Annotated in this window: 10 protein-coding genes and 1 other RNA gene; 4 read left to right on the top strand and 7 right to left on the bottom strand. The window is 42.5% G+C overall.

The window, feature by feature from the left end:
* Entirely contained in the window at nt 1–1,275 is a 1,275-nt protein-coding gene (gene codB, locus AC4CVD_RS03555) for a cytosine permease (protein ID WP_004730473.1), read from the bottom strand.
* Nucleotides 1,276–2,768: 1,493 nt separating this feature from the next.
* Between codB and AC4CVD_RS03550 the strand changes: the two genes are divergently transcribed.
* Nucleotides 2,769–3,898 (top strand): IS3-like element ISAcsp5 family transposase gene (locus AC4CVD_RS03550; RefSeq protein ID WP_100607972.1). Its coding sequence is split into 2 segments (ribosomal slippage): nt 2,769–3,021 and nt 3,021–3,898, totalling 1,131 coding nucleotides; the frame shifts between segments, so codons are not numbered across the junction.
* 287 nt (nt 3,899–4,185) lie between these two features.
* Here the strand turns inward: AC4CVD_RS03550 and AC4CVD_RS03545 are convergent.
* The gene (locus AC4CVD_RS03545; RefSeq protein WP_490752045.1) at nt 4,186–5,415 is read right to left on the bottom strand and encodes a tyrosine-type recombinase/integrase; all 1,230 of its coding nucleotides are present in this window, start codon (nt 5,413–5,415) and stop codon (nt 4,186–4,188) included.
* A gap of 179 nt (nt 5,416–5,594) precedes the next feature.
* Nucleotides 5,595–5,953: a transfer-messenger RNA gene (ssrA, locus tag AC4CVD_RS03540) on the bottom strand.
* A gap of 130 nt (nt 5,954–6,083) precedes the next feature.
* Between ssrA and glpK the strand changes: the two genes are divergently transcribed.
* Nucleotides 6,084–7,568 (top strand): glycerol kinase GlpK, encoded by a 1,485-nt coding sequence (gene glpK / locus AC4CVD_RS03535; RefSeq protein ID WP_078426398.1) that lies wholly within the window; start codon nt 6,084–6,086, stop codon nt 7,566–7,568.
* A 55-nt stretch (nt 7,569–7,623) separates the two neighbouring features.
* Here glpK and AC4CVD_RS03530 read toward each other — a convergent pair.
* The 4 genes from AC4CVD_RS03530 to AC4CVD_RS03515 all read right to left on the bottom strand — a co-directional run bounded on the left by AC4CVD_RS03530 (nt 7,624) and on the right by AC4CVD_RS03515 (nt 12,285).
* Nucleotides 7,624–8,714, bottom strand: a protein-coding gene (locus tag AC4CVD_RS03530; RefSeq protein WP_100607965.1) for an IS4-like element ISAba1 family transposase whose coding sequence is annotated in 2 segments (ribosomal slippage) — nt 7,624–8,174 and nt 8,174–8,714 — 1,092 coding nt in all. Because the reading frame shifts where the segments join, the coding sequence is not laid out codon by codon here.
* Between the two features lie 138 nt (nt 8,715–8,852).
* Nucleotides 8,853–10,382, bottom strand: a complete 1,530-nt coding sequence (locus AC4CVD_RS03525; RefSeq protein WP_279691551.1) for a DHA2 family efflux MFS transporter permease subunit — start codon at nt 10,380–10,382, stop codon at nt 8,853–8,855.
* 6 nt (nt 10,383–10,388) lie between these two features.
* Nucleotides 10,389–11,540: an HlyD family secretion protein gene (locus tag AC4CVD_RS03520; RefSeq protein WP_279691553.1), complete on the bottom strand. Its 1,152-nt coding sequence runs from the start codon at nt 11,538–11,540 to the stop codon at nt 10,389–10,391.
* A gap of 247 nt (nt 11,541–11,787) precedes the next feature.
* A complete protein-coding gene (locus AC4CVD_RS03515) occupies nt 11,788–12,285 on the bottom strand; it encodes a thioesterase family protein (RefSeq protein ID WP_004694841.1) in 498 nt (165 codons plus the stop codon).
* 108 nt (nt 12,286–12,393) lie between these two features.
* Between AC4CVD_RS03515 and hemB the strand changes: the two genes are divergently transcribed.
* Together hemB and thiO are read left to right on the top strand one after the other, a co-directional pair.
* Entirely contained in the window at nt 12,394–13,407 is a 1,014-nt protein-coding gene (gene hemB, locus AC4CVD_RS03510) for a porphobilinogen synthase (protein WP_005400146.1), read from the top strand.
* Between the two features lie 27 nt (nt 13,408–13,434).
* Nucleotides 13,435–14,544 carry a glycine oxidase ThiO gene (thiO, locus tag AC4CVD_RS03505; RefSeq protein WP_279691556.1) on the top strand — a complete coding sequence of 370 codons (1,110 nt, stop codon included), beginning with the start codon at nt 13,435–13,437 and terminating at the stop codon, nt 14,542–14,544.
* The last annotated feature ends 2 nt before the right edge of the window (nt 14,545–14,546 follow it).

Below are 14,546 nucleotides of genomic sequence, written 5' to 3'. Positions count from 1 at the left end.
TTACTCCACTGCATCTACTATATTTAAGACAGATGATTCCTGACGTAATGGGAATAAATAATTCAACACACTATAAGTGGTACATGCCACCACAATACCCACAATAGGTGCAATCCATGGTGATACATAGGCAACAATTGCGCCTGTGAAATAAGCAATCAAACCAATCCAGTTAAAATTAGGAATATTTGCTTCAGCTAATAATGGATATTTTCCTTTATGACGAATCCAGTAATCCGCCATGATCACACCACCAAGTGGAGGAATAATTGCGCCAAGGAGTAATAAGAACGGAATCAATAGCTCATACATACCAGCAGCAGCTAAAATGATCCCCGCAACAGCAGCTACAAGCACCATGGTTTTACGGCGTTCACTTCTTACCATATGGCAAGCAGCAGTTGAAACACTATAGATTGCTGGGCCTTGGATCGTCCATAAGTTCAGGCAAAGCATCACTACTGCAGCAATAGATAACCCTTGTAAGACTAAGACCTCTACAATATCGGGTTGTTGATAAACGATTGCCATCCAAGCGCCTGCTAGGACCATTAGACCATTACCAATTACAAAGCTCACTAGACATGCCCAAATCGCGATTTTTCCGCTCTTAGACATGCGCGTCCAATTGGTAATTTGTGTTGCACCACTAGCAAAGGTACCAAATACCATGGTAATGGCTGTTGCCAATGTGAGTGTTTCTGTCGGTTGAACACTAGTTAAACCAGTCCATCCACCAATTTCTTTGGTCGCCAAGACAATAGAAGTAACGAGCAAAATAAACATTAAAGGAATCGATACACGGGATAGATATTCAAGTCCTTTAAAGCCAACAATTGCTGTAATGGAAAAACCGAGTCCAAATAGCACCATCAAAGGAATGAGTAAACTGTCAGAAAATCCTAATATTTTTCCAAGTGAAATCGCCAGAGTTGCTGTTCCCCAAGCAAACCAGCCTAATTCAGCAAAACCTAAAATAAAGTCTGATAATTTACTGCCCCAGTTGCCAAAGCAGAAACGTCCCATTAGAACTGTATTTAAGCCACTACGTGCAGAAATAAATCCCAAGGTCGCGGCATAAGCTCCTAATAGCAAGTTGCCTATGGCTACAATCCACAAAATATCAGTGAACTCAAAAGCCACCCCAATTTTTCCACCAGCGAACATAGTTCCTGTGAAAAAAGTAAAACTAAATAACACTAAGGCTATTGGGAAAAAGCCTTTACGTTGTGAAAGTGGTGTTTCTGTTAAAGGCGACTCTGCATGCGCGCTCATATTCAACACTCCTACTATTCAATTAAAATTCTTGAGCGCTGTATTGCAAGAGCTATGCCAATTTTTTAACGTTTAAATTTATTTAGGTTAAATTGTTAAATGTGGGCAATTTGCACATATTTTTACTTTTCATGCAGAGTAAATGGGTAAAATACTGTGCTTTAATAACATTCAGTGATTTTATTTTGTGCATTTTAGAAACTGTAAATATTACAGAACATGCTGATATTAACGGACAGATAAGGAGACTATTACAAATGTAAAATTTCGGGTTGTTTTTCTATTTTTGTTTGATCTTACTCATTTCGACGCTCTTGTATGTCAGATGTCATTTTTCTCTTTCTTGAACGCTTTTTTCTTGGCAGTAAATGGATTTTTTGCACAAAGATGTGAAAACTTGTCCCCCCATTTTCATAGCAAAAATTTCACTTATTTATTAATACATAGTTTTTAAATAGTTTGAAGAGGGGTGGCGTCAATTGAACAAATTTGCTAAATAACTGTTTTATATAATTTAATATTTATACAAAAATCACAGTGTACACCACAGTGTACAGATTATCTGTTGCTAGGCCATTTCTCTGAGTTTAGTTGTTATGCTGGGTGGCGAACTCAGGAGTTAAAAACACTCCTTTTAGCGGATCGAATTATGAGGCTCGTTATTTGGCTTCCTCCTTTTGGTGGAGCGAAAAACTAAATATTCGATCTGCTCATCTTATTGGTGGCTCAGGTACTCACTTGGTCACATTTGAAATGCGCTCAAATTTGAGCATATCCCCCAATGGGGGTAGTCCTGTGTTCAGGCTATTTGCAGAAGTAAACCGCCCGAATAATCACGCTGTAATTCTATTGGGATTTTAAGCCTTAAAACCACATTTCCGCACATCCCTCGTGCGCGTGTTTGTTGACTGAGTGACTTTAAGGTACTCACTTGGTCGCATTTGAAATGCTCCCAAGTTTGGACATATCCCCCAATGGGGTAAATGTTCCCGATCCGCTACTACACTTTAAAGGTAGTTAAGAGATGCCCTCAGATTTGAGCGTATCTTTGAGCTACTCACAAAAACTCATATTCAAAATGGAGATGCCCCCAAAGTTGGGGTTATCTTTGTGAGTGACTGATAGTCACGTGCAATACAGGAAATCCTGTATCGGGGTGTGCAGCTTTTTGGAGATGCCCCACTGAACGCAATTTTTCGTCCAGTGAATACCGTTGCTCACTTTTGAGCATCGCTTTTAGGGGTGGTCATTTTGACCATACCCACACTGTGTGACTGTACGAAAGTTTCGTAGTTCATTAACCAACGCAATTTTTCGCTGGTCTACTACGGAAAACTCAGGTTTCGGAACAACTACGCGCGCGTGTAGGTGGACGCAATTTTGCGCTGTCATACTGTTATAGGACTGATGTGGTTCTAGGATTTTAGACCACGCCTATAAGTGATAATCTACTCCCCAATAAGCATGGGAAATGCTTGTTTTTGGAGTCAACCATGACACGAAGAAAACGTCGTAATCATTCAGCAGAGTTTAAAGTTAAAGTTGCTCTCGCAGCAATTAAAGGCGACCACACACTCGCTGAACTTTCTACTCAATTCGATTTACATCAAAACCAAATCATCGATTGGAAAAATCAACTGCTTGAGCAATCAGTCAATATTTTTTCACGACCAACAGCACAACAAGAACCAGAGATTGACCTCAAAGCTCTACATGCCAAGATAGGACATCAGGCATTGCAAATTGATTTTTTAGAAGGTGCGCTCAGAAAAATAGGGCAGCTGAGCGGCAAAAAATGATCGATAAGACCCATCAACTTTCGGTACGACAACAATCGCAATTGATTCAAATCAATCGCAGTACGTTGTATTACAAGCCCAAAGAGATTTCATCAACTGATTTGAGTTGGATGCGTCTAATCGATGAAATTCATCTCGACTACCCCTTTATGGGCAGTCGAATGATACGAGATATGCTACAGCGTCAAGGACATCAAATAGGTCGGCGTAAAGTCCGACGTTTAATGCGCTTGATGGGAATACATGCCTTGTATCCAAAACCCAATACCAGTAAGCCTAATCTTGCACACCGTATTTTCCCATATCTGTTGAAAAACATGGTCATCGATCACTCTAATCAAGTCTGGTGTACAGATATCACGTACATTCCTATGGCTAAAGGCTTTGTCTATCTGTGTGCAATTATAGATTGGCATAGTCGTAAAGTACTGGCTCATCGAGTATCGATCAGTATGGAAACAGACTTTTGCATAGATGCGTTGCAAGAAGCAATTGTGAAATATGGTTGTCCTGAGGTGTTTAATACAGACCAAGGCAGTCAATTCACAAGCGAGGCATTTTTGAATGAGTTAAAATTGCGAAATATCCGTATCAGTATGGATGGGAAAGGACGATGGATGGATAATGTGATGATTGAGCGTTTATGGCGCAGCGTGAAGCATGAGGAAGTCTATTTGAAGGCTTACGATACGGTTAAACAAGCGAAACAATCAATTGCTGAATATTTGGATTTTTATAACATGATACGTCCTCATTCAAGTTTGAATAAGGCAACACCGGATGAATTTTATGATCAACATTTACTAAAAGTAATGGCAGCATAATTTAAATATTTAGAGCGGATTTATCATTTATAAAACTGAATTGAGTGGTCTAATTAACGGAACCATGTCATTAAATCAGACAATATTCTAACTGAAGGATTATTTAAGTCTAAATTTAGAGTTCTAGTGATTAATTGCATTGCGCCTCCCACAGCACCCCAAAATGATGCTAAGCCAATCGGATTGGGTGTCCGACTTTCGGGAGCTAACCTAGACTTAGCAAACTAAATATAATCTATATTTCCCTATATTTGTGCATTTATTGGCTAGTAGTGCGACAAGTCTTGTCACTTCGCCTTTTTAAATTGAATAATGCTCTGATCCGCAATTTCTTCTAAATGGTTCGCATACCATTGCATCATGCTTGCTCTGTCATCTAAATATTGAGCCTTGTTATACACCCCTGCCACGCCGTCCTTTACGTGTGCCAGTGCTGCCTCGATATGACGTTCATCAAAACCACGATTGTTTAATAAGGTGCTGGCAATATGCCTAAATCCATGCGGTGTCTGTCTGCCCTCATACCCCATACGGCGCAAAGCCATAATAAAAACCGTGTCTGACTTTGGCTTACTCTTATCCGATCTGCTCGGAAATAAATAATCTGAATTAGTTTGGTAGGTCTGCAACTCTTTTAATATTGCTAATGCTTGAGTGGATAAAGGTACGATATGCTCACGGCGTTTCTTCATACGCTCGGCTGGTATATTCCACACCCCTTGATCTAGGTCGAACTCCTGCCACTTGGCTTCTCTTAGCTCGGTAGGTCGGCAGAACAACATAGCTAAAAGCTGCAATCCCATCCGAACGTCCATAGTTGGATAATTATTGATTGCCCTAAGTAGTGCTGGGAACTCCTGTTCACTCACATGCGACATATTTTGTTTAATACCTTGCTGTAGGAACTTTTGCAGCCCCTCCAGTGGATTATAATCAATACGGCCTGTCACCTTTGCAAAATCGTATATATCACGACACATAGCCCGAACTCGATTTACTTGTTCATAGATGCCCTGCTTTTGTTGAATACCTTTTAAATGATTCATCCATTCAATCGGTTTGATTGTGGTGTACAAGCGTTTCCCAAAAATCGGGAATATATGTTTTTCTAATGCACCCTTGTTTCTGATCATGGTGTCATGTACCCAAGTATTTGCTTTTGTGTCCAGCCATTCACGAGCCAATACTTCAAAGGTGGCATTATTCTGCTCAAGCTCTTTGCGCTTGCGTTCTTGTTTGGTAATGATTGGATTATCGCCGTGCGAAATGTCTTGAACTATCTCAGATGCTTTTTTTCTTGCGCCTTTGCCTGACAATTCAGGATAAGTACCTATCCCAAGCCATGACCATTTACCATCAGCTTTTTTATATCTGAATAACCATGCTTTTTTACCATCGGGCTTTACACGAAAATATAAGCCGTCACCGTCCAGCTCCCTATACTCTTTCGATTCGGGTTCAAGGTTAGCCAGTACGGTATCTGATAACGGTCTACGTTTAATTTCTGTTCTTTTCATGGCTTGTACACCAACGGATTCAATAAATCTTGCAATGTACAAGGCAGTGTACACGGTGCATGTACACTATAGCTAGTTATATTTGGTTATGTTTAGGCAAGAAAAAAGGCTTGAACCCTTTAGATTCAAGCCTTTCATCTACTATTTAAAACATATTTGGGTATGTTTTGTTAGGTATTTGGTGGAGGTGGCGGGAGTTGAACCCGCGTCCGCCAGCACTACGCTCGAGAATACTACATGCTTAGATATCGTCTATTGTTTTAACTCTTTGTGACCCGACGAACAGGGTACAAATCGCGATCCTCTTAATTTAGTACAAAACCCCGAGGCTTGGTTTTATACGGACTTGTGTGCGTGCGCTTCAGTCGGACTCTCTAACCACAAGTATTCGGAGAGGCGGACAAGCTGCCCTTAGGCAGCTAGAGCGTATGATTCGTCGTTTGCGACTAAAAAATGCAAATTTGATTTACGAGAGAAAATGCGCTCTCGACATGCATCTATGAGTTTCATCACCAGCGTCGAAGCCAGAAACACCCCCAAAGTAGCGGCAATCATAGCATAGTTGCTAGAAAATACGATCTATTTTCTAAACAAACACACATATTGATGCGCTTAATTACATAATTGCGCTAATATTTTGCTTTTCAAGTCCAACAATAAAATAATTTATGAGCTACTTACTTGCACTCGACCAAGGAACCACTTCGAGTCGTGCCATTATTTTCAATGAACAAGGTCAAGTTCAGGCAACGGCGCAACGCGAAACACGTATACATACCCCCCAATCAGGCTGGGTAGAACAAGATGCCCAAGAGATTTGGAGCTCACAAATTGCTGTTGTACAGCAGGCTCTGGCTTCTGCTCGTATTTTAGCCAAAGACATCAAAGCAATTGGTCTTACTAACCAAAGAGAAACGACTGTCGTATGGGATAAACGTACAGGACAGCCGCTTGCACCAGCCATTATCTGGCAAGACCGTCGCGCATTTGAATGGTGTAATCAGCTCCTACAGCAAAACTTAAAAGATAAGATTCAATCCAAAACTGGACTCCGAATTGACCCTTACTTTAGTGCAGGAAAACTGGTCTGGTTACTTGAGCATGTCAATGGTCTACGCAGATTGGCTGAACAGGGGCATGTGGCCTTTGGCACGATTGATAGTTGGCTGATTTGGAATCTTACCCAAGGTGCTCAACATGTCATCGAAGTCAGCAATGCTTCTCGCACCATGCTCATGAACTTAAGTACCCAGCAGTGGGATGAAGAGCTATTAGATTTATTTAATATTCCGTCTGCATTACTGCCGAAAATCATCAACTCAGATACCTACGTCGCAGATACCGCGGCAGGCTTGCTCGGTGCCAATATTCCGATCACAGGCATATTAGGCGACCAGCAGTCTGCACTATTTGGACAGTCCTGTTTTGACATTGGGACTGCAAAAAACACCTATGGCACAGGTTGTTTTATGCTGTTCAATACAGGCGAGACCGTTCAATACAGTAAAAACAAACTGCTTTCGACACTGGGTTGGAAAACGCAACATCAAACCACTTATGCCCTAGAAGGCAGTGTATTTATGGCAGGTGCGATTGTTCAGTGGTTACGGGATAATTTAGGCATTATTCAAAAAAGTAGCGATGTTGAAAAATTAGCTTGTACAGTTCAAGATACCGATGGCGTCATGCTGGTTCCGGCATTTACTGGACTCGGTGCACCACATTGGGACAGTGAAGCGCGTGCCCTCTTATGTGGAATGTCACGTGGAACCAACAAAGCCCATATTGCTCGTGCAGCCTTAGAATCCATTGCCTTTCAAGTCTCTGATGTACTGACCGCCATGCAAGCCGATATTCAGCAGCCGCTGAAAGAGCTCCGCGTCGATGGTGGCGCCAGTCAAAATGATATGCTGATGCAGTTTCAAGCCGATATTTTGAATGTGCCTGTACTACGCCCTAAGATGCAGGAGTCGACTGCATGGGGTGCGGCGGCCATGGCAGGCTTAAGGTGTGGCGTATTTTCAAGTTTGGATGAAATTGCACAGTCTTGGCAGCTTGAACGTGCTTTTGAACCCAAAATGAACACAGATCAACGTGAATTTCACTTACAACAATGGCAATCCGCTTTAAGACGCGCAAAGTCAGAACTTTGATTATTTAATTCTATTGTTTTGAAATATTCAAAACATCCTCTGTACACGACAAATTTCACAGAACCCTTATCCTATCAGGATTCTGCCTTCTTAAAATTGCCAAAATTTCCTTAAACTCTTCTTTTTTCCCAAAACCAATTAAACGCTGAATCGCCATTTGAACATAGTCTAAACCATAGCGAAATAAACTCATTGAGAGTCGTCCATGCTTCTTTATTTTTATCGCTTTTTTTTGATCATGTTGCCATTCACCCGTTAAGTAACACCAACAGAAGCTTATAGCTAACACCGCAATCAATTTTTTCACTCGTCTAGGGTCTGTCAAGCGCGTATTTTCAAGATTAAACCCGCGTCCTTTGAGACAACTGAATAAGGTTTCAATTTCCCAGCGTAATGCATAATCCTGAATAGCATTGGCATTAAACTGAGGAGAAACGACGAGTAAAAGCTCTCCATTTTCTAACTGTAGTGCACTTATATATAGTTTCACCCGACCAACCAAAATCCGTCGTTTACGACATTCAATTTGACCAACTTTAAGATGGCGAAATAAATCACTAATTTTATGATTCTTTCCTAAATGATTGGTGACAATGAAGTTTTTTTAACACGAATGCAGAAGTTGATGTCTTGTTCAATTAACCATGTAAACCACTGCTCACCGATAAACTCTCTGTCTGCGAACACATTCACAATACGGTCTTTACCAAAAATGGCTATAAAGCGTTGAATCAAAGCAATGCGCTCTTTCGTATCTGAATTTCCACGTTTATTAAGCAATGTCCAAAGGATAGGTATCGCTATTCCACGATAAACGATTGCGAGCATCAGGATATTAATATTTCGTTTTCCCCATTTCCAATTGGTTCTATCTAAAGTCAGTTGCACTTGGTCGAATGAAAACATATTGAAAATCAACTGAGAAATTTGACGATAATCAAAATACTGACCTGCAAAGAAGCGCTGCATACGTCGATAAAATGATTGTGGTAAGCACTTGATGGGCAAGGCTTTAGATGCAGAAGAAAGATTACATGTTTGCTTTAAAATAATCACAAGCATGATGAGCGCAAAGCACTTTAAATGTGACTTGTTCCATTTTAGAGATTTGTTTAAGATAAGATATAACTCATTGAGATGTATCATAGTATTCGTCGTTAGAAAACAATTATTGTGACATTATTTCAATGAGTTATCTATTTTTGTCGTGTACAGAGCAAAACATCATAAAACTGCATAACATGCAGAATAAAAAACCGCTTCTAAAAGCGGTTTTTTATTACCCTAATGCGCATGTCCGCCACCGCCTGCCCCTATTTTAGGTTTAGGACAGAGCCAAATAATGGATGCTGCAAATAGAAACACCAAAGCCAAGATCAGGAAAATATAGTTTGCCGACAAGGTCAACGCTTCTTTATCCACCAAACTAGAAATATAGCCTAATGCACCTTCCGCGCTCATTCCCTGCTGCATCAACACCGACTGAGTTTGATCTGCATGCAAACTGCCGACCATTTCACTACGTGCAACTTTAGTATGGTCGTCCCAAATAGTGACAGCAATAGATGCGCCTATCGCCCCTGCCATGGTTCTTAAGAAGTTCATTAAACCTGCGGCAGATGCCATTTCATGTGGTAATACCGATGACAGTGCCATGTTTGATAATGGGATAAAGAAAAATGGTACAGCAAAGCCCTGCAAGATTTGCGGAAGTGCTAATGCAAAAAAGTCAGCATCTGTGGTCCAGAACGAACGCATCAAAGTCACCCCGCCCAAGATGCTCAAACCAAAACTGGCCAGTGCACGTTGGTCATATTTGGTTGCCAATTTCGCCACAATGGGTGACATGGCTAAACTACCAAAACCCATGGTTGCGGTTAAATAACCAGCCCAAGTTGCGGTATAACCCAAATTGATCTGTAACCACTGCGGAATCAGTACAATACTGCCAAAAAATGCGCCAAAGCCAAAGGCCAGTGCCAAGACAGAAATCGTGAAACTACGGTATCTAAAGATTTGGATATTCACCACTGGATGCCGTTCGGTCAGCTCCCAAATGGTAAAAATCACCAAGCCAATCACAGCCGTTAAAGCCAGTACCACGATCGCAGGGCTATTAAACCAATCACGTTCATGCCCCAGATCGAGCATGAGCTGTAATGCCCCAATCCATAAAATCAGGAGGATCAATCCACCGCGATCAATTTTGAGTTTGGCCGTTGCGGTTTCCGCAGGTTTAAGCAGACGCATCGCTGCAAAAGCACATGCGATCCCAACAGGAATATTAATAAAGAAAATCCAATGCCAAGACATGTTGTCACTGATGGTTCCCCCTAAAATTGGACCAAGAATCGGGCCAACCACTGTCGTCATTGCCCACATGCCCATCGCTTGGGATTGCTTTTCTGGAGGGAAAATCCGCATCAGTAACATCTGACTGAGCGGCATGATCGGGCCACCAAATAAACCTTGACCAATTCGGCAGAAAACCAGCATTTCTAAGCTGGTCGATAAACCACACAGTACCGAAAATATGGTGAAGCCAATCAGACTTAAGGTAAAAACCCTCACGCCACCAAAACGACCTGCGAGCCAGCCTGTTAAAGGGACACAAATCGCTTCAGCCACGGCATAAGAGGTAATCACCCATGTCCCTTGCGAACTCGATACTGCAAGGCTTCCCGTAATATGAGGCACAGAAACATTGGCAATGGTCATGTCCAGCACGACCATAAAGTTGGCCAATGCAAGGACGAAGGCCGCCAACATCAGGCGACCACCCTTTAAGTCACCATAGGGAACATAGCTATTCATGTGCAACTACTTCGATTTCAAATCGATTTGAGCTTCCATCGACAAGCCAACACGTAAAGGATGTTCAGCCAACTCTTTCGGGTCGAGTTGAATACGCACAGGTAAACGCTGTACCACTTTAATCCAGTTGCCTGTGGCATTTTGTGCAGGAATCAGCGCGAAGGCAGAACCTGTTCCACCGGAAAAGCCCAAGACCGTGCCATGGAACTCAACTGAGTCACCATAGAGGTCTGAGGTTAAAACTGCTTTTTGGCCTGGGCGTACATTTTTAAGCTGACTTTCTTTAAAGTTAGCGTCGACATATAACTGTGAAATTGGAACCACCACCATGAGTACCGAACCCGGTGCCACACGCTGTCCAACTTGAATTTTTCGGCTCGTCACCACCCCATCAAATGGTGCTTTAATTTCAGTACGTTCTAAATCAAGTAAAGCTTGTTTCAGTTTTGCTTGAGCAACCAAAACATCGGGAGTCGAATTTTCATTGCTGCCTTGAATTAAAGCTTCATTTGCAGCCAAATTGCTTTGCGCAGCTTTCTGACTGGATTTAGCCTGCGCCCAACCCGCTTGCGCCAAGTTATAGCCCGCTTGTGCATTATTTAAAGCAGCTTGTGCCGTGCTTAATTCTTCTTTAGAAATCGCGCCTGTCGCACTCAACTGCTGACGACGGTTCAAGTCATCTTGCGCTTTATCTAACTCCGCTTTGGCTTTAGCCACTTGCGCTTCAGCACTATGAATGGCGTCATCGCTAACAAAGACTTGCGAGTTTAAAGAGCTGCTGTTGGCCGCACTTTGTTTATACTGGCGCTGTGCTTTAAGTAATTCGGCCTGAGCTTGGGCTACAGCAATTTCAGCATCACGATGATCGACCAAAACCAGCACATCGCCTTGCTTTACAGTTTGCGTGTCACTGACCAACACTTTTTCAACTTGGCCAGTCACCATAGAAGTAATCGAGGCCGTTTCCGCCCCCACATAAGCATTATCAGTTGAAACCGAATGGTTAAAGAACAGTTTCCAAATCAAGAATAAAATGGCAGCAATGATCAGGATCATAGCTACGAAACCTAAGCTTTTCTTACGTTTAGCTTTCAGTGCTTGATCATTGATTTGATCGGCTGGATCAGTATCTGGCAGTGTATTTGGGGCATCTGTCATTGATTTTTCCTAAATCTAACAGACTTGGTCAGCCGGCATCATCCCGACGAAAGGGACATCAGACAAGTATTGTCTGCATTGGTGTCGATGAGAAAGTCACAATAAAATTTGATGCATTCTAAAAGCAAATAATCACATTTTGAGAAAATAAATTGTAACTTCTCAGTCTATTTTAGTTTTCAGCATCCAACTTCCTATTAGATGCTGTAAATTTCACTTGAATATTAACTACTTAATTAATTTAAAACTAATAAGCATAAGAAGCAATCGCTGTTGCAATCGATTTGCCTTCATCATTGACCATGGTCATGCGCATCGTGCAGCCTTTACGCCCCAATCTTAGAGTTTCAGCACGGGCAATAAAGTATTTTCCACGTCCCGGCGCGAGATAATCGACCCGCATATCGACTGTAGCTAAACGGGATACTTTTTTAATGGTGTCCGCAATCGTGTCAGGTTCCGCTTTTTTATACAGCTCTCCCATCGCCACAATGCCACCAATACTGTCCAAAACCGTTGCAGCCACGCCTCCGTGTAGAATTTGGAACGCAACATTGCCAATTAAGTAATCTTGCATATCGATATAGGCTTCAATTTGCCCGTCAACGACTCGCATAGTCATGGTGTTGTGCTTAAAAAATGGCGACGCATTAAAAGCCTTAACCAACTGCTCAAAAACCACATCAATATCCACTTTTGCTCCTAAGTGTATGCTGCCCGTCCAGCTTTTTTCACCACTACTCATAACAATCTGCTTCACTCTTAAAACAATAAAAACCCGTCAATATGTGCCCAAAGCCATAAGATAGGTCTACAATACTGACCTAGTTTAATACCGATTATCGAGATTTGTATGACCTATACGTTCAATCGTCCCGCCTTCCCTGCTACTCGCATGCGCCGTATTCGTAAAAATGAACATCTGCGCTCTATGGTTCGCGAGACCCATTTAACGACAGATCATCTTATCTATCCAGTATTTGTCCTGCCAGGACAGAACCAGACGCAAGACATCCCCAGTATGCCGAAGGTGCAACGCCTATCTGCGGACTTACTCTTAAAAAAAGCAGAACGTTTACTTGAACTTGGCGTATCGAAACTGGCGCTATTTCCAGTTACTCCCCAAGAAGATAAAAGCTTAAGTGCCGAAGCAGCATGGCGTGAAGATGGTGTGGTTCAAAACACGCTACGTCTGCTCAAAAAAGAATTACCTGAAATGGTGCTGATTACCGATGGCGCACTTGACCCGTATACTACGCATGGTCAAGACGGCATCATTGATGAAACAGGTTATGTACTCAATGACGAAACCGTTGAAGCACTGATCAAACAAGGCTTAAGCCATGCTGAAGCTGGCGCAGATATTTTTGCGCCAAGTGACATGATGGATGGTCGTATCGGTGCGATTCGTCAAGCCTTTGAAGCCAATGGTCATATCTACACCTCAATCATGGCCTATTCAGCAAAATACGCGTCAAGCTTCTATGGCCCTTTCCGTGATGCGGTCGGTTCATCCAGCAACCTTAAAGGTGGCAACAAATACAACTATCAAATGGATGTCGGCAACCGCGCAGAAGCATTACATGAAATTGCCCTTGATATTCAAGAAGGGGCTGACATGGTGATTGTGAAACCGGGTATGCCGTATTTGGACATTGTCCGCGAAGTCAAAGACAACTTCGGCGTGCCAACTTTCGTTTACCAAGTCAGTGGCGAATATGCCATGCTCGCAGCGGCCATCCAAAACGGCTGGTTATCGGACAGCGTGATTATTGAATCACTGATGAGCTGCCGCCGCGCGGGTGCAGATGGCATCTGGACCTATTTTGCAGAAGAAGCGGCACTGAAACTAAAAGACATGAAATAACAGCACGTTTAAAAGGATTGAATTTCAATGCATATTGCCATCATTGGCGCAGGAATCAGTGGTTTACTGACAGCGCTTGAGCTGATTGAACACGGTTGTTCGGTTGATATTTTTGATCAACAGCAAGCCGGACAAGCGGCTTCATGGGCAGGCGGAGGGATTCTCTCCCCGATGTACCCATGGCGCTATCCACAAAGTGTCAATGACCTCGCCAAATATGGCAAAAGCATGTATCAAGCATGGAATGAAAAAATTAGTCCGGTTTCCGGGATAGATTTTGAAATCCACGAAACAGGTATGCTGATTTTTGACGAAACTGATTTTGACATTGGCCTAAATTATAAAGACCAACATCAAGAACCGATGCAGCATTGTGAACTTTTGCAACACGAACAACTGGAACAGGTCAATCCGCGCATTTCCTCGCGCTTTCAAAAAGCTATCCATTTTCCACAGTTAGCCAATGTCCGTAATCCTCGACTGCTCAAGTCGATTGTGGAATACCTCAAACGGCAGCCACAAGTCACCTTTCATGAGCAAGCGTGGGTACATACCTTTGACATGCTCAATCAGAAAGTTCAAGGGATAAAAACTGCCGATGGACAAAGCTACCATGCAGATCATGTGGTGATTGCAACAGGCGCATGGTCACAGCATTGGTCCGAACAACTCCAGTGCAGCATTCCAGTGAACCCCGTACAAGGGCAAATGTTACTGTTTAAAACCCCGGAAAACTGGCTACCAACCATGTGTATGAATCAAGTTATGTATTTAATTCCACGTTTGGACGGTCATATCGTTTGTGGTTCAAGCATGGCGGATGTCGGTTTTGACCAACGCCCTTCACTACAGACCCAGCAAAATATTTATAAAGCCTGTTTGGACATGGTGCCCGAACTGGCCGATTTCCCAATTGTGAAGCATTGGGCAGGTCTACGCCCAAGTTCGCCAACGGGCGTCCCTTATATCGGAGCATTTCCTGAAATAGCCAATCTCTGGGCAAACTTCGGTCACTATAGAAATGGTCTATGTATGGGGCCTGCATCTGCACGACTGCTACGAGAATTGATGTTAGGCCAAAACTTAACGGTTGATGCGACTGCCTATACTCCAGAACGTTTAGCACATTTTGCGTGATG

This window comes from Acinetobacter sp. LipI_23 (genome assembly GCF_058243045.1).
This window is presented reverse-complemented; position numbering and strand designations above follow the sequence as displayed.